This is a genomic window from Actinotignum schaalii (genome assembly GCF_028864145.1).
In the GTDB taxonomy this organism is placed as follows: Bacteria; Actinomycetota; Actinomycetes; order Actinomycetales; family Actinomycetaceae; genus Actinotignum; species Actinotignum schaalii_B.
This window is the reverse complement of record NZ_JARBHJ010000018.1, coordinates 28,238-45,105: the sequence shown is the minus strand read 5'-3', so window position 1 is coordinate 45,105 and position 16,868 is coordinate 28,238. Positions and strand designations below refer to the sequence as shown.

13 protein-coding genes are annotated in these 16,868 nt (G+C 59.8%); 5 read left to right on the top strand and 8 right to left on the bottom strand.

Features of this window, described 5'->3' with window-relative positions:
- Positions 1 to 289 precede the first annotated feature (289 nt).
- Positions 290 to 1,078, bottom strand: a complete 789-nt coding sequence (locus PWJ82_RS05180; protein WP_016443250.1) for a hypothetical protein — start codon at positions 1,076 to 1,078, stop codon at positions 290 to 292.
- Positions 1,079 to 1,798: 720 nt separating this feature from the next.
- Between PWJ82_RS05180 and PWJ82_RS05175 the strand changes: the two genes are divergently transcribed.
- Positions 1,799 to 3,253 carry an amino acid permease gene (locus tag PWJ82_RS05175; RefSeq protein WP_016443252.1) on the top strand — a complete coding sequence of 485 codons (1,455 nt, stop codon included), beginning with the start codon at positions 1,799 to 1,801 and terminating at the stop codon, positions 3,251 to 3,253.
- 132 nt (positions 3,254 to 3,385) lie between these two features.
- On the opposite strand, the gene PWJ82_RS05170 is transcribed toward PWJ82_RS05175, so the two are convergent.
- Positions 3,386 to 4,777, bottom strand: coding sequence for an NAD-dependent succinate-semialdehyde dehydrogenase (locus tag PWJ82_RS05170; protein ID WP_274735622.1), 1,392 nt, complete (start codon positions 4,775 to 4,777; stop codon positions 3,386 to 3,388).
- 384 nt (positions 4,778 to 5,161) lie between these two features.
- Between PWJ82_RS05170 and PWJ82_RS05165 the strand changes: the two genes are divergently transcribed.
- A complete protein-coding gene (locus PWJ82_RS05165) occupies positions 5,162 to 5,947 on the top strand; it encodes a hypothetical protein (RefSeq protein WP_274735620.1) in 786 nt (261 codons plus the stop codon).
- Positions 5,948 to 5,959: 12 nt separating this feature from the next.
- Here the strand turns inward: PWJ82_RS05165 and PWJ82_RS05160 are convergent, their stop codons facing one another.
- The 3 genes from PWJ82_RS05160 to PWJ82_RS05150 all read right to left on the bottom strand — a co-directional run bounded on the left by PWJ82_RS05160 (position 5,960) and on the right by PWJ82_RS05150 (position 9,443).
- Positions 5,960 to 6,808: a Cof-type HAD-IIB family hydrolase gene (locus tag PWJ82_RS05160; RefSeq protein ID WP_274735619.1), complete on the bottom strand. Its 849-nt coding sequence runs from the start codon at positions 6,806 to 6,808 to the stop codon at positions 5,960 to 5,962.
- Between the two features lie 39 nt (positions 6,809 to 6,847).
- The gene (locus PWJ82_RS05155) at positions 6,848 to 7,798 is read right to left on the bottom strand and encodes a ribokinase (protein ID WP_274735617.1); all 951 of its coding nucleotides are present in this window, start codon (positions 7,796 to 7,798) and stop codon (positions 6,848 to 6,850) included.
- Positions 7,799 to 7,964: 166 nt separating this feature from the next.
- Positions 7,965 to 9,443 carry a threonine synthase gene (locus PWJ82_RS05150; protein ID WP_274735615.1) on the bottom strand — a complete coding sequence of 493 codons (1,479 nt, stop codon included), beginning with the start codon at positions 9,441 to 9,443 and terminating at the stop codon, positions 7,965 to 7,967.
- Positions 9,444 to 9,704: 261 nt separating this feature from the next.
- Between PWJ82_RS05150 and PWJ82_RS05145 the strand changes: the two genes are divergently transcribed.
- From PWJ82_RS05145 to PWJ82_RS05135, 3 genes are all read left to right on the top strand, one after another.
- Positions 9,705 to 11,069, top strand: a complete 1,365-nt coding sequence (locus tag PWJ82_RS05145) for an ABC transporter permease (protein WP_274735614.1) — start codon at positions 9,705 to 9,707, stop codon at positions 11,067 to 11,069.
- Positions 11,070 to 11,137: 68 nt separating this feature from the next.
- Positions 11,138 to 12,493 (top strand): FtsX-like permease family protein, encoded by a 1,356-nt coding sequence (locus PWJ82_RS05140; protein WP_274735612.1) that lies wholly within the window; start codon positions 11,138 to 11,140, stop codon positions 12,491 to 12,493.
- A gap of 9 nt (positions 12,494 to 12,502) precedes the next feature.
- Positions 12,503 to 13,147: an ABC transporter ATP-binding protein gene (locus PWJ82_RS05135; RefSeq protein WP_274735611.1), complete on the top strand. Its 645-nt coding sequence runs from the start codon at positions 12,503 to 12,505 to the stop codon at positions 13,145 to 13,147.
- 151 nt (positions 13,148 to 13,298) lie between these two features.
- Here PWJ82_RS05135 and PWJ82_RS05130 read toward each other — a convergent pair whose 3' ends face one another.
- The 3 genes from PWJ82_RS05130 to PWJ82_RS05120 form a co-directional block, all read right to left on the bottom strand.
- Positions 13,299 to 14,096 (bottom strand): endonuclease, encoded by a 798-nt coding sequence (locus tag PWJ82_RS05130; RefSeq protein ID WP_274735610.1) that lies wholly within the window; start codon positions 14,094 to 14,096, stop codon positions 13,299 to 13,301.
- 9 nt (positions 14,097 to 14,105) lie between these two features.
- Positions 14,106 to 15,401 (bottom strand): DNA cytosine methyltransferase, encoded by a 1,296-nt coding sequence (locus PWJ82_RS05125; protein WP_274735609.1) that lies wholly within the window; start codon positions 15,399 to 15,401, stop codon positions 14,106 to 14,108.
- Between the two features lie 256 nt (positions 15,402 to 15,657).
- On the bottom strand, positions 15,658 to 16,689 hold the full coding sequence (locus tag PWJ82_RS05120; protein ID WP_274735608.1) for a hypothetical protein: 1,032 nt from the start codon (positions 16,687 to 16,689) through the stop codon (positions 15,658 to 15,660).
- Between the last annotated feature and the right edge of the window lie 179 nt (positions 16,690 to 16,868).

Below are 16,868 nucleotides of genomic sequence, written 5' to 3'. Positions count from 1 at the left end.
ATACCCATATCAACATGGAGCGCCCGTGGGAAGACGGTCTAAACATCCGTAAAGGCCGGATCGGGAGCTAACGACACGCCGTCATTAGCAACTATTTTTGTCTATTAACCCGCCCACTATATGAGATGAGAGTTCTTGGACAGGGTAGCGCAGGGGCAGCACAACAAAAACAGAACGGGCCCGGGTAAAAACCCGGACCCATTCCGCGTGAAACGATGAAACAGTTGAGGATGAATAACCTAATGGCAACCAGCCTCGGAACTGTTTTTAGTGCCAGAGGCAGGTTTGCTTAGGCAAACTTGCGGTAGGCCACGAAGGCACCACCGGCCAGGAGGAGCAGAGCAGCCCCACCAGCAGCCGCACCGGCGTCAACACCGGAGTTGGCCAGCTTCTTGGCGTCGGCCTTCTTGACTTCCTTCTTGGGGTCAGCCTTCTTCTCAGCCTTAGGATCAGCCTTCTTCTCGGCATCCTTCTTGGGATCGGCCTTCGGCGCGGGCTTTTCAGCCTTCGGATCCGCCTTGGGGTCAACCTTGGGGGCCTGGCCCTTCAGAGCGTCAAGAGCCTTCTGGGCAGCGTCGAGTTCGGCGACGGCCTTGTCGTAGGCATCCTGAGCCGGACCAACACCCGGGAAGGCGTCAAGAGCTTCTTCAGCGTAGCTGAGGGTGCCCTTCTGGATCTCGATGTAACGGGGGGTATCAGCGATATCGGTCTTAATTTCTTCCACCGTGCGGAGACCAGCAACGCCCGCCTGTGCGGTGTTCATGGCATTCTTGGCATCAACCATAGCCTTCTGAAGCGCCTCATCGTTCATGTTGGCTTCGAAAGCTTTGCGAGCTTTATTGTAATTCTCCTGGGCGGTAGCCAAAGCCGCGTAGGCAGCCTCAGCCTTCTCAAGTTCCGCGGGAAGTCCAGCATTGACAACTTCAAGTTCAGTCAGCTTAGCCTTCGCGTTCGAAACGGCAATTTCGAGCTTTTCAAGTTTTTCGGAAGCGGCCTTCACTTCAGCTGCCGCGGCATCAACCTTAGCCTTGGCATCAGCAACAGCCTTTTCAGCCGCCGTGGTATCGGCAGCGGTCACCTGCGGTGCATCAGGCGCGGCAGGAGCAGCGTAAGCTACACCCCCCCCCCCGCGGCGAGCATGACACCAAAGGTAGCGCCAGCCACAATCTTCTTCAACTGCATGTCTACTCCTATAAACGTATGTCCATGGCATGAATTCCTCAGTAAAGGCTTTATCGACCGATCCCATTCGCCAGCCGTGCACTCCACTGAGCACCTGCCACAACAGTCACAATACTTTATTGCGCTCTATTAATATACGGGAATGATGAGATTTTCGGAACTCTGTGACCACCGCCACTCACGGTGTTTTTTCCTTTTAATTTCGCGCCATATTAACATTCCGATTTTATTTAAGATATGCATTTGCCCAGCTCAAAGATTCATCAATGGAATTAATATACCTTTGTATTCAACTTTTCGACCAAAGTCCCGTCCAGCCCCCTCAGCAACCTCACGCCTTTAGCCGGGCCGGGTACACCCGCCGCGTGACTATGCACGTAGCGACGTCTGCCCGGCACCTCCCCGGATCCCTCCCCAGATCCCTCCCCGGATCCTTCCCCTGCCCGCACCCACACCGCTCAGCGCCTCCGCGCCTACTCCGCCCCCACTCCGTCAGAACGCGTCCAGCGCACCTTCGCACCTGTCCACATAGCCCACAATTCCCCACCCGGGCGGTGAAGGCGATAAGCTCAAGGCGCTAATGCAGCACATTCCTCACATATCGGGAAAGACCTCTATGTCCACGAATTCCACGCCGGCTCCGTCCGGCACTCCGGCGCCGGGAACGCCGACTACCAGCGCACCCGCAGCAACCGGCACCCACGCCACTACCCACGCAGCCCACCTGCACCGAGATCTGCACAATCGCCATATCCAGATGATCGCGCTGGGCGGGGCCATCGGAACGGGCCTCTTCTACGGCTCAGCCTCCTCCATCAGCTTGGCCGGTCCGGCTATCCTCTTCGTCTATCTCATCGGCGGATGCACGATCTACCTTGTTATGCGCGCCCTGGGTGAAATGAGCGTGCACGAACCGGTGCCCGGCGCTTTCTCCCATTACGCCTATACATACTGGAGCCCGCGCGCCGGCTTTATCTCGGGCTGGAATTACTGGTTTAACTACATTTTCGTGGCGATGTCGGAACTATCCGTCGTCGGCCTCTATATCAATTACTGGTTCCCGGCGGTCCCCACGTGGCTCACCGCCGCGTTCTGCCTGGTCTTCATCACGGCCGTCAACCTACTCGGGGTACGCGCCTTCGGTGAATTCGAATTCTGGTTCGCGCTCGTCAAGGTCATCGCAATTATCGGAATGATTGTGCTGGGCATTCTTGTGCTTGTCGTCGGGCTCCAAGAACCTCACCAGGTCCCGCCCGGAACCTCTTTCGCCGAGCTGGTTTTCCCCAACGGCCTCAAAGGCGCGACTTTCGCTTTCGTCGTCGTTATGTTCAGTTTCGGCGGCATCGAACTCATCGGCATCACCGCCGGTGAGGCAGACGACCCACGCCGATCCATCCCACGCGCCATCAACCTGGTGATTCAGCGCATCCTCATTTTCTACGTGCTGTCGCTCGCCATTATTATGGCGGTCATCCCGTGGCGCAGCATCGACGGGCACGCCAGCCCCTTCGTCCAGATTTTCGACTCGGTAGGGATCACCTTCGCGGCCCATATCCTCAATTTCGTGGTGCTCACCGCGGCGCTCTCCGTCTACAATTCCGGACTGTACTCCAACGGCCGCATGCTCTATTCGCTGGCGCAACAAGGTAACGCCCCGCGTATTTTCGCCACACTTTCACGAGCGGGCACGCCGTACGTGGGGATTCTGACCTCCTCGGCCGTCACCGTCGTGGCAGTGGTTGTGGTCTTCGCTTTCCCGAACTTCGCATTCGGGTATCTGCTTTCCATCGCCCTCATCGCCGGGATTATCAACTGGACAATGGTCATGATCACCCAGCTGAAATTCCGCGCCGCGCTCGGCCCGGAACGCGTGGCGAGCCTCGCCTACAAGCTCCCCGGCGGCCTAGCCTCCAGCATTTTTGTACTGGTGGCGCTGGCGGCCTGCGTGGTGCTCATGCTTTTCCAAGACGCCTACCGGGTGGCAGTTTTCGTGGGTCCGGCCTGGCTGCTACTCCTCACCATCGCGTACCAGGTGAAAGTTTCGCGTGAGAAGCGCCATGCGCGCGCATAGTTCTTAAAGAGTACGACGACGGCCGGGGGGGGGGGGGGGGGGGGCGCGCGCCCCCCCCCCCCCCCCCCGGCGTATCTGGCCCGCGGGAGATTGGGCTATCCGCGGCCGCTCGGGACCCCGGTTAATCAGGGCTTAGAATTCACCGTCGATGGGCGAATTAGCCACCACCTTGATATTGACAAATTCGTGAATACCCAGGTCGATGAGCTCATGGCCATAGCCGGAGTTCTTCACGCCGCCGAAGGGAATATCCGCCGCGACCGCGGTGGGGTGGTTGAGATAAACCATCCCGGTATCCAGCCGCGCCGCTACCCGCTTGCCACGTTCCAGATCTTCGGTGAAGACCGAACCGCCCAGGCCGTAAGGGGAATCATTGGCGAGGGTGATCGCCTCTTCTTCGTCCTTGACCCGGTAAATCTGGGAAACCGGCCCGAAGAATTCCGTGTAGCGGCACCGGGCGCCCTCGGGGATCTCCGTGAGGATCGTGGGCTGGAAGAAGTTACCGTGCTCGGGCAGTTCGATTCCGGCTTCTTCGGCCTTCGCACCTTCCGCGATGGCTTCTTCCAGTTGCTTGGCAAGATCACGCTTCGCTGCCGCGGAGGACAGCGGTGCCAGGGTTGTTTCCCGATCCATCGGGTCTCCGGCCTTGAGCTGCTTGACACCTTCCCGGTATTTCTCCATGAATTCGTCATACACAGCATCCACAACGATCATGCGCTTGGAGGAGCAGCACACCTGCCCGGCATTCCAGTGCCGGCCGGTCACCGCCCAAGCAACCGTTTTATCAATATCGGCATCCTCTAGCACGATGAAAGCGTCAGCCCCGCCCAATTCCAACGTGGACTTCTTAATGTACTTGCCGGCGAGCTGCGCGATGGCAGCACCGGCCACTTCCGAGCCGGTGAGGGCCACCCCGCGCACCCGCGGATCGGCCAGTACAATCTCCGACTGATCATGGGAGAGGTAGAGATTCTGGAAGCAGCCTTCGGGCAGGCCCGCTTCGCGGAAGATCTCCACGAAGGTAGCGGCCGATTCCGGAACGATCGATGCGTGCTTGAGAATAAGGGTATTGCCGGCGAAAAGCTGCGGGGCAGCCACGCGGACAATCTGGTAGTAGGGGAAGTTCCACGGTTCCACCATGAAGAGCACCCCGAGCGGCTGGAAGAGCAGCTGCACAGAGTCCTTCCCGTATTTATCTGAGGGGAGCGTGCGGGTGGCAAGATACTTTTCGCCATTGCGCACATAGTCTTCAAACATCGCGATGCAAATATCGACTTCCGCTTCCGCTTCCCCGATCACCTTGCCCATTTCCTTGGTGATAATCGAGGCGTATTCGGTGCGGCGTTCGCGCAGCAGATCAGCGGCCTTCTGGAGTACCTGGGCGCGCTGTGCATACGAGGTTTCCCGCCATGCCACAAAAGCTTCGTGGGCAACGTCAACTGCCTTCTTAACTTCCTCATCCGTGGCAGTGGGATATTCTTTGAGTATTTCACCGGTGTACGGACTGACTGTCTTGTACGCCATTGTTCGACCTCCGCGTATCGGTGCGAGCAGACCCGCGGCCCGCCCGCGTAATGGATAAATTCGATGGGCTTCCCGGCGTATCCCGCACACCTCCGTGCCAGCAGCGCATATACAGGGACGTAGGGCCGGGTAGGGAAGCAACAGCGCTTCGCTACCCGCGGGAAGAGAACACGTATATTGTTATGACCGGAACGCGAAAACTCCCGCGTTCCTACCTATTACTCTACCTATTTTCGAGTGCGTGTGAGGGGTTTCATATCTCTGGGTGAACATAGGGTAGCCCTGGGACTCTTGTCCCGGTGCTGCGTCGTCGTTCCCACGCACCCCGCGCCGTGTGGTATCCACCCACCCCACCATCGCTATACGGCCCCTAAACTAGGGAGTATGAGTAACACTTTCCCCCAGGGGGCCGATATGCCCTCGGAGCACTCGTTCCATGCGCCCGGGCCCGCCGGCACTCCCCTGCCCGAGGCCGCAGGCACTCCGGCGGTACGCGCCACACCACCGCTAGCTGCCCCGATCGGCGTGCTGGCCGGTTCCATCATCGGTTTTATTGGCACGGCACTGCACTTCTGGACCCTGCATATGAGCGCCGGCACCCAATCGGAAGATTTCGGTGTCAAACTGTGGGAAACGGATACCAAATCGGTGGCCATTTTCATCACCATCGGCCTGGCCTTGGGCGCGATTGGTGCTTTCGTGGGGCTGGTGCGCCAGGCACCCGCCGCGGTGCGCAAAACGTGGTCTTCGGGCGGCATTGTCGGCGCGGTTATCGTGGGGATTTACCTGGTTATTAATATCAAGCCCTCGGATGCGGATACCATCATTGCCTACGGGCAATCCCAGGGTGTAGATGTGAATATTGCTCCCGGAATTGGCTTCTATCTGCTCGCGGTGGCCGCCGTGCTCATGTTCGGTTTCGGTATCTGGCAAATCGCGAAGACACCTACCGCGGCAGCCGTCCCGGCGCAGCCCGGTAAAGTTTCCGGCGGCCAGAACCCGCAGTTCCCGCCACAGAATCCCGTTTTCCCGCCGGCACCGCCCGCTGCGCCAGCTGCGGCGGCGTCGCCCAAAAATACGGACCACGGGGAAAGCGTAGCGCCCGCGGAAACGCAGCCCGTACAAGAACCGCGCGAGGGCGAAGAACCGCAGCAGGACCCGCAAAACTAGCGGATTTTATGGCTAAAGGCCCAGCTCGAAGAGGTCGCTGAGCACAGTAATCACGCCTTCCTCCGCATTGGAGGGCGCCACGTAGCGGGCGGCCTCCACCACATCGGGCTGGGCATTCGCCATGGCGAAGCTGAAATGCGCGTGCTCAAACATGGGGATGTCATTATTGAAATCCCCGAAGCACAGGGTCTGCGCCGGGCTGATGCCCAGGCTCGCCTGGAGGCCGGCCAGGCCGGTGCCTTTCGTGGCCGCGGAGGGGTTGACGTCCGTCCACAGCTCGCCGCTGCGCACCACATCCACGCCCGGCCCGAGAGTTTCCAACAGCGGGATCACGCGCTGGAGCGGATCGGCGAAACTGAGCACCCCAATTTTGTAAATCCCCTCGGTATGGGGCATGAGGTCGGGGACGATCGCATTCGCGTGATAATAAGCGAGGGTTTCATCCAGGAACGCGGTATCGTTGCGTTCGGCGTAGGCCTTCTCCCCGCAGAGTACCGTGCCCACATCTTCCCCGGCTGCGCTGAGCTCGCGCACGATCTCCACGACCCGCGCGCTGGTTTCCCGAGGCAAGGTAGTTGTGGCGAGCGGCTCGCCGTCACGGCGCACATTCGCCCCGTTCTCCGCAATAATGGGCATGCCTTCCACGTGGGCAGAAAACATATCCGCGAGGGTTTGGTACTGCCGTCCGGAAGCCGGACAGAAAATAATGCCACGTTCTCGCAGGCGCGCCACCAGCTCATTGCCGCGTTCCGGGAAAATCTTCCCCGGCAGGAGGAAGGTGCCATCCATATCAACGACAACGAGTTTCACGCTGGCGGCGGCCTCGCGCAGGAGGCTCAGATCGGTAGCTACGGGCTGCACAAAGAAACCTTTCGGGGTGGTGCTGGGCTCACGAGTGCTCTACTTGGCCGCGGCTTCCGTGCCGGCGCCGCTAGCTGTGCCGACACCGGCCAGCGCCACCACATCCGCACGGCTAGCCGTATAGCCTTGCGCCCCCGAAGCCCCGGTAGCAATGGCACCGAGGGCCGTGCCCCAGCGGGCCGCGGTGGCCAGTGATTCACCCACGGCCAGGGCAGCTGCGAAAGCTCCCACGAAAGCATCACCCGCGCCGGTGGTATCCACCACCTCCACGTGGTGGGCGGGCAGCGCATCGGCCTTGACATCGGCGTCGGGCAGGTAGGCGTCAATATACTGGCAGCCGTGGCTTCCCAGCGTCACCACAATGGAACCGCCGTAGCGCAGGTGGAGCTGCTGGGCGCGGTCGGTCACCTTGGTTCCCAAAATGGTATCCGCCTCGGTTTCGTTCACGATAAGCACGTCCACATTCTCCAGGAGGTGGCCCACCGGGGCGGCCGGGGCGGCGTTGAGCACCGTGGTGGCCCCGCGTTTCTTTGCCTCCGCCAATGCGGCCGCCACCGCGGGTTCGGGAATTTCCAATTGGCACACCACAATATCGCCGCTCTCTACCGCGGCGAGACGCTCCACCACATTCTCCGGAGTATTCGCGGCATTCGCACCGGCCACCACCACGATGGCATTTTCGCCATCTGCATCGGATTGGATCATGGCCTGCCCGGTGGGTTCACCCACCCGCAGCACGGCATCCATATCAAGATTTTCTTCCGCGGCGAGCTCAGCCGCAACGGCATCCCCCACGGCATCGCGCCCGAGGGCAGCCACCATAGTCACGGGGATTCCCATACGGGCCGCGGCAACCGCCTGATTGAGACCCTTCCCGCCTAGCGCGGTGTGGGAGCTGAGGGCAGAAATTGTTTCTCCCGGCTCCACAAAATTCTCCACCTTAAGGAAGGTATCGGAATTCATGCTTCCAACAACGAAAATGCGTGCCATGGATACACCCCGTTCTGTCTAGGCTCGTGCGCGGGCAACGGCGCCAATCGCGCGGCTCATTACCTCATATACTACCCGGATCCAGCCTGTTTCCGGCGCGGGAATATAGAGGTACGACGACGCGCGCGGCGCCTCGCGCCGCGCGGGAAACCCGCCCGGCGGCCCACTAAGCGCAATGCGTGGCGATATACTCGCGCACCGCTTCCGGATCGGCGGGAACCTGGGTTGCACGCTGCGGGAGGGCCAGCAGCCCGGTCAGGCGTTCCTCCAGGTCATCGGCTGCATCCCCGACCGCTTCGCGGACGGTATGCGCGAACTTCTCCGGGCGGGCGGTTTCCATGGCGAGGACCGGGACCGTGCCATCGCTTAGGCGGCGGGCCACCGTAACCGCGTCCGCGGTATGCGGGTCAATGAGGATCCCGCTGGTGCGGTAGGTCCACTCAATGGCAGCCAGCCGATCCGCATGATGGGATGATGAGGCCGCGAAGCCGAATTTCTCCCCAAATTCCGGCAGATACGTGTGCATATCCAGAGTTCCGGTGGCGTTCAGCTGCTCCCAGGCAACCGGGAACTCCGCCCCCAGCACCTGGTAGATGAAACGCTCCACATTGGATGCCTTGGAAATATCCATGGACGGGCTGGAGGTGGCGAATGTACGCTCCCGCGAGCGCGGGGTGTAGCGCCCGGTGGTGAAGAATTCTTCCAGCACATTATTTTCGTTGGTGGCCAGTAGCAGGCGGCGGATGGGCAGACCCATGCAGCGCGCCAGGTGGCCGGCATAAATATTGCCAAAATTACCGGAGGGCACACAAAAATCCACCCGGATGGCCTCGCCGCGCGCCCCGCCCGCAGCACCGGGAGCGGTAGGGGCAGCCGCGCCAGCGGCGTCGTCGTCGTTCCTATCCCGCGCGAACGTGCCATCGGTGTAACGCAACCACGCCCAGAAGTAGTAGACAATTTGCGCGGCGATGCGCCCGAAATTGATGGAATTGACCGCTCCGATGCGGTAGCGCGTTTTGAAGTCGATATCAGAGCTGAGTGTTTTAACGATGTCTTGGCAGTCGTCGAAAACGCCATCGACAACGAGATTGTGGATATTGGCGTCCTGAAGGGAATACATTTGGGCGCGCTGCACCGCGGACATCCGCCCGCGCGGGGAAAGCATGACCACCTGCACGCCCGGCTGGCCGCGGAAGGCGTATTCCGCCGAGGAACCCGTATCCCCCGAAGTAGCACCCAGGATAGTGAGGTCACGCCCGGTGGCAGCCAGCACGTAGGGAATGGCCTGGCCCAGGAACTGCATCGCGAGATCCTTGAAAGCCATGGTGGGGCCTTCCGAAAGGCCAACCAAGACCAGCGTGTCATCCACGCGGCGCAGCGGCACCCCGCCCGGGAAGTTCTGCGGGCTATAGGCGGCCGCGGTGAGACGCTCAAGATCCGCGGTGGGAATATCGGTAGCGTACAGGCCGATAATCGCCGCTGCCAGCTCCGGATAGCTCAGGCCGCGCCACGCTTCAAGCTGGGCGGCATCCACATGCGGGATGCTTTCGGGTACCACCAGGCCGCCGTCCGGGGCCAGGCCGTCCAGCAGAATATCGGTGAAAGAAGCCGGTTCCATCCCGGAACGGGTGGAGATGAACTGCATGCTCGCCTTTCGCTGAGGGTGGGTGCGGGAAAAGAGCGCCGCTCTCCCATCATAGTGGCTCCCCGCCGCTCGCAATACCCGTGGTCAAGCACAGCCAACCCGGCGCACACGGCTCGCGGCGCGCAGGGCTCGCGGCACGCAGGGCTCGCGGCACGCAGGGCTTTTCATATCTCTTCACGAAGCCTCCAGGAAGTCTCCAGTAAGCTGAGAAATGCTAGTGCCTATCAGAAATTTTCCCGAAGACGTGAAAGGTACCCGGTAGTGACCTTAGCTGGACGCGCGTGGCGTTACGTCACCCGAAAACATATCCGTACCCTCCTTCTTTTCGTCATCATCACGGCCGTGGTAACCGTGCTGGTTTCGGCCGGGGCGGTGAAAACGGCATCGGCAGCGGCGGGCCGCGACGCGGAACACACCCTGGGATCCGGTTTCGTGCTGGAAAACTCCCCCTATAATTCCGGTACCCCACGCGGGGGCGGGACGGTCAAACCCGCGGACGTGGAGCGGATCGCAGCACTGCCCGGAGTGGATCGTTTCACGGCACGCCAGGATGTGACCGCGGATCTTGTGAACGCCAAGGTGGCCCGGCTGGACCGCCAGGAATACGATGCCAAGCGCGAGGCGCAACTCGGTAATGCCGTGAGCGTACGCGGAGTAAGTGCCAGCGCGGATGAAACGAATATTCGCAGCGGCACCCTGGAGCTGGTGGCCGGGCGGCACATCACCCGCGAAGATAAAAATAAGGCGATTATTCACGAGGATTTGGCGCGGCTCAACGGCCTGACCGTTGGCTCGAAACTCACCCTGCGCGGTAATCCTTATGATTACGACAATACGAAGAAATCAACCGCGGAAGTGACCGTGGAGATCGTGGGCTTGGTGCGCGGGGATAATCCGCAGCCGGCCGCGCGCCGCCTCGAGCTTTTCGCGAACGCGGTCTACACGGACCTCGCCACCACCCGCGCGCTCTACGCCTACACCCCGGAAACGGAGATTTATCAAGACACCACTTTCTTCGTGGCCGAAGGCGCCGATAGCGAAGCGGTGATGAATGAGGCGCGTGGCCTACCTATCGATTGGCGTAACTATCAGCTCACCCGCACCTCTCAACTGCTTACCGGTATCACCGGCGCGGTGGCCGGGGTGCAGAGCGTGATGACGGGCGCGATTATCACGACGACGATCCTCGCCCTCGCGCTCCTCAGCCTGGTGCTGGTGCTCTGGCTGCGCGAGCGCCGCCGCGAAACCGGGGTGCTGCTCGCTATCGGCACCTCGAAACTGAAGATTCTGGGCCAATACCTGGTGGAGCTGATCTTTATTAGTATCCCGGCGGCAGCAGCCGGGGTGGCCCTCAGTACCGTTGTTGCCCAGCGGGTGGGAACGAGCGTGCTCGCCTCGGTGAAGAAGTCGGGAATGGAGGAGCTCACCTCGCAGGCCCCGCTGGGTGGCGGGGTGGATGTCACCACGGCCACGCGAACCTTGGATGATCTTGCAGTCCAGTTGAGTGCGGGTACGACGACGCTCGCCCTGGCCCTCACCCTCGCCGTGCTCATCGGGGCAACCGTGCTGGCGGCTCTCCCCATGCTGCGCACTTCCCCGCGCAAACTGCTGGTGAGCGCGGCATGAGTGGGGTAACTCCCGGGAGTGGCCAGGCAGGTGGCCACCCGCCACAGGGGTCCCAGCACCCCGTGCCCATGAGCGCGGGAGCGCGCGCCGGGCTCGCGCTGCGGCGCCGCCCGGTCCGCAACGCCCTACTTTTCGTGGTCATCAGTTTGATTTTTACGGCGCTGGTGGCGCAGGCCGGGGTGCGCGGAGCGATGGGCCAGCTACGCACCGCTATTGATGCCCAGGTGGGAGCCGGTTTCGTTGCGAGTGCACCGGCCGGTTCGCCCAGTGATGCGGATGGCGCGGCTGCCGGAGTACCGGAGAGCGCGCCGGGCGATACGCCGGGCGATGCACCGGGCGATGCGGTCCCCAGCGATAGCCCCAACACCAACCCCGGCGATAATCCGCTGACACAAGCCGCGCCCACTCTGAGTCCGGACCAGGCCAGCCAGCTCGCGGCGCTGCCAGGGGTGACAAGCACTGCCACCGAGCAAGATATTTTGGCCACTCCGGTTGGAGTCCGAGCCGTGGCCACCGCGGGCGGGGTGCAATTGGATGCCGGCGTCGTGGGGGCGGTGACGGTGACCGCAAGTAACGATCCGGCGCGGTTCCCCGCTTTCGCGGCCAAGCTCTACCGGCTCGCGTCCGGAAAGATGAACAACGGCGCGGAACCGGGCGCCCTCATCCACCGTGATTTCGCCGAGGCGAACGGGTTGCGACTTGGCGATGAGCTGCGGCTGCGCGGCCCGGCCGGTGAGGTCACCCGCACCGTCACCGGGATTTTCGACGGCACCACCCCGAATCCTTCCGGGTTGCCGGCAAGCGCGGCTGCGAATCGCATCCTCGTGGATAGCGCGGCCGGCGGCGAGCTCAGCGGGGATGCGGGCGCCACCCGGGTGCGGTGTTTCACCGCGAGCGCGAGCGAGTTACCCGCGAGCTTGGCCGCGGCCCGCACCGCGCTTCCTGACCTTACTTATGAGCACAATGCCGCGAGTTTCAGTGGGGTGCTGCGCGCGGTGGATAGCGTGGAAGGCCTGTTGAGTGCGCTGCTCAGCGGTGCGTGCGTGGCCGGCGTGGTGATTGCCGCCGCGGTGTTGGCCCTCTGGGTGCGCGGGCGCATGCGGGAAATTGGGGTCTTGCTTTCGCTCGGGCAGCGGCGCCGCGTGATTGCCGGCGGTTTCGCGCTTGAGTTGGGCGCGCTAGCACTGGCTGGCGGCGGCGTCGCTATTCTTGCGGGGCGCCAGCTCACCGCGCTGGTGGGGCGGGCCGTTGTGGACGGTGCGGCACCGGGCGCGCTGGCCGGGTTACCTCCGGTCGCGGTGAGCGGCGCGGATATTGTGTGGGCGCTGGGTATCGGCGCCGGGATTCTTGCCGTGGCGCTGGCGATTGCGCTGTTTCCGATTTTGCGCCGGTCTCCCCGGCAGATTCTTTCGTCACTGAGTTAGGAAAAGATTATGAATGTTATGGAACTTGATCACGTGAGTTATAGCTACCCGGGTAGCGGCGCGAAGGTGCTGACCGATGTGTGCGCGGGTTTCGAGCCGGGTACAGTTACGGCGCTGCTGGGCGCTTCGGGTGCCGGGAAATCGACACTGTTGAGTTTGCTGGCGGGTTTGGATACGCCCACGAAGGGCGCGGTGCTTTTTGAGGGTGTAGATATTGCGACGACGGGCTATGCCCATCACCGCCGTGCCCATATTTCGCTGGTGTTCCAGAATTACAATCTCATTGATTACTTGACGCCGCTGGAAAATGTACGGTTGGTGGATCGGCGGGCGGATAGTTCCGTGCTGCTGGAGCTGGGGTTGAGTGAGGATGAGATTCGCCGTAATGTGCTGCGGCTTTCCGGTGGGCAGCAGCAGCGGGTGGCGATTGCACGGGCGCTGGCCTCCCCCGCGCCGGTGATTCTTGCGGACGAACCGACGGGGAATCTTGATGAGGATACCGCGCGTGGCGTGGTCCAGATTTTGCACGACGCCGCACATCTGCACGGCAAGTGCGTCATTCTTGTCACGCACTCCGCGGATATTGCCCGCGGCGCGGATCGCGTTCTCACGCTCTCCCACCGGCGCCTCACCGAGCGTACGGCTGTACGCTAAGCGGGGCGAGACAGTGGGTGACAGCGGCTCACGCCTACCCGCATGCTGCATCTGCCCACGTATATCAACACCGGTGGGCCAGCGAGAGTTTCTTGCTGGCCCACCATGATTGATTTTCACCAGGTATTCCGGCCGTGGTGTTCAATACCTATCAACGGCTAGCTATCTGTCCATACTGGAGTAAATCATCGGGTGAAATATCGTGCGCAGGAACCAGATCATAATGGGCTTCCCGCACTACTCGAATTTCGTCATTTTGCACAGTCAACTCGAAAATGGCGAGACGCCGTCCAGAAACAAATTTCACCGAGACTGCACGGCACACAAGATGTGGCCATTTTTCAGCGCATAAGGCGATGTCTTGTTCGGTCTGAGTAATACCGATGTCGTCCTGGCGCCCCTTTGCCTGCACTGGAATAACGTATTGGCGGCCATTGCTATCAACTCCGACATATACTTCATCAGTTTCTACTTGGCCGATATCAGTAACCGATGTGCGCAAATGGTTTTGAAGCGAATATGCCGCAATACCTAGGAAAATATCGATAATGCGGTTGTAGCGTACGAGCGCTAAGAGTGCTTGCTCGTCCCCAAGCGCAGCACTGGAAACAATTTCAGGGGTAGCATCCGGAAGCTTTATCACCGCCAGTGCGGGGCTAGGTGTGATTCTGATCCGATTGACTAAACGGAAGGCGTATTTTCCCTGCCCTCGCCCCCTGATCACCCATTCCTTCCCATCAGGAGCTGCCTGGGCTACTTCTGGTGGCATAGGAGCCCGGAATCTTACGTAGTAGATGACATCGCCGAGGTTTTTCGGAACGGCAACATCTAGGTTTTGCGCAGCCTCGATCAGTTCGTGGCGTTCCCACAATACTTCCGTGTCGCCGTTTTTGTAATGACGATGAAACACCCAATTAATGAGTTGTGCGTATCTATTCTGGCTTGCCATCCCAATCTCCTAACCTGCAGCTCTGGTACGTTGCGGGATAACACGTTCTTTCAGGCCAAAATATGTTTGGGCCTCGGTCGCGGTGAAAGAAAGTAATGCTTCATCGCCGAGCGAGGTGAATTCACCGCGGGTAGGCGTTACGTTATCAGCCTTGAGTAGCTCTGCGGCTACCGCGCGGCCAAGCATGACAGGAACGGAGTTTCCGATTTCTCTGAAGCCGTTCCACTTGGTTACGTGGAATCTGAACCAATCCGGGTAGCCGTGCAAACGTGCTGCTTCCCGTACTGTAATTACCCGAGGATGGACGGGATGAATAGGGCGGGGAGCTGTGTACGCACCACGGTCTGAGGCAGTACCGGCCCGCAAGGTATTGCAGATTCCTTCTGGGTGAAGCCGAAGGAATCTGCTGATATGTTCGGTTGTTCCGGGAAGAGTAGCGGTGAATCGATCAATTGATTTTTGAGTATGAACTGTTCGTGCGGATGCAGTAAGCCGATTACCCACGGCCGGGCGCGGCCGGGCGTAGTTCCTCAGATCTTGTGTGACACCACGCAGGATTGCCGCGTAGGGGCTTGGTTCCAAATATTCAGTACTCGCCACCGAGTCACCGCGCAGCAATTCCTCAAAAGTATCTGCATCGGGGAGATCTGCAAGAGCGTCACTGACACTGGGACCCAACGGGAACAGACTCTCTTCCGGGAGTGAACCATCGATACGGCGTGGCGTATACCGTGGACTCGGGTAGCTGGGGCACGGGCAGTCCTGCCGATATCCCAATAAGAAGAGCCTTTTGCGAGATTGTGGAGTGCCAAAATCTGCTGCCTGTAGCACCGATACTGGCTCGACAATGCGATAGTCCCCGTGAGAGACAAATAGTGCGATAACTTCGTCGAGGAGCTGCCGGTGCGAGCCGACGGTTAGCCCCGCAACGTTTTCCATCACAAAGTAGCGCGGGCGCAATTCCAGTACTAAACGAACAAATTCCTTGAGGAGGGAATTACGTTCATCGTCCAAAACGCGTTTACCTATCAGTGAGATGCCCTGGCAGGGTGGGCCTCCCGCCACAAGGTGAATCTCTTGGTCCTGAATATCTGATTCGGAGCGGATCATAGCGCCGCTGACGTTACGCACGTCCGCGCAGAATGTCTTGCCGTAGGGGAAATTAAATTCGTGGACGGCAGCGTGGATGGGATCGTATTCAACGGACGCGGTAACGTCATACCCGGCTTCCTCAAGGCCGAGAGAAAGCCCGCCGGCACCCGAAAAGAGGTCCACGGCAATAGGACGACGAATACTCTGTGACATGCTCGCAGTTTATCAGTGGCCTACGACAAAATTCTGGGGGCGTCTTTCGGGGCAATCCACTTCCCTCACACCATAATCTCGGCAAATTGACATTGGTTGAGAAATGTACTCAGCGCCGCAGTGCCGTTCGGTGAGGTGCGTAGGTCGGGGCCAATAGCATCATCTACCATCCCCGACCTATTTCCCCGACAGCCTTTCGGTACCACTGACTAATCGCGGTGTAAAGCACTTCCCAGCTTGGCGCACCTATAAGGAATCAGATTTTCTTCTCTAGCCAATTACCAGCCGGATCAAGTTCATACTTCTTTACAGAGGCACCGGTTATCGTGACCATGCCGTCACTGCGAACGCTGTAACTCAAATTTGCTACCGAATTGCTGCGCAAAGGATCATTGCTACCGTGTGACTCAAAATCCAATTTTTCCGATTGCGATTCGGTTTGACGCTCACAGTCCCCCACTCGGATCGCCTTAGTTCCGTCTTCCGATACGTATACGCCCGGTTCCGGCGAAGAATCGCTAAAATCAGCAAGCGGTCGCATCTTATCCCAAATCCCGATCCAGCCCGCACCCAGCGCCTCGAGAGAAGTAAACAGATCCGGCAGCGGTATATTTGCAACTTCTTCGTGTGCCTCGGCACGTTTCGCCCTAAAGTCCGCAACAAGTTGATTGAAATCAACTCTACTCTCATCGAAGTGCTTTAATATATCATCCGCTCGCGAATCTCCGTTCTCTGCGGCCTCTATAGCTTTGTCGAGGAAAACCGCTGTCGAGGAAGGTGTCGGATAGAAAGTCCCTCCATAAATACTTGCGGCAGCGAAGAGCGCATTTTCCATGTACACCTCTTCACGGTTTCCTGACAACCTCAACGATTCCAGCCATTCATCCACTTTTTCATATTCCAAAACCGTCCTCGCGTCTTGCGCAGCTCGTTCCGGACTGCCAGCTTCAGTGAAGGTCGTTTCAATGTCAACAGCACAGTATTTTGCAGACTTAAGAGGATGCCCCGTGATTTTGAATTTTTCGACTCTAATTTCCTCACCTTCGGCACCCATCACTTTCTTGAGGTCCTCGGGAAGCTGAACCACCACAGATTCAACGGGCCCGTATTGTCCGTGCATTAATGACGCAAAACTTGGACTGTTCTGTTCCTGCGGACCTTCTTGCATTTGCCCAGCGCCGCTCGAATTAGAAGCAGGCGAAGTCGACGATCCGGAACACCCCGATAAGACCAACATTGCGACCCCGCACAGTGCTCCAGCAGCTCGAATTGAGATTCGTTTCTTCATGGAAAATTCCTCTGTCGTTCCTTTTATTCAACAGGCACTAAGTTCCACACAAAATCTGCATCACCCCAGGAGATACCGCCACTCAGTAACCCATTTCTGGCAGCGGACGCTCCCCCACTGTCCCACCATCAGGATCGCGTGGATGCGTGGATGCGTGGTGCAAAACCTTGAACCACTAT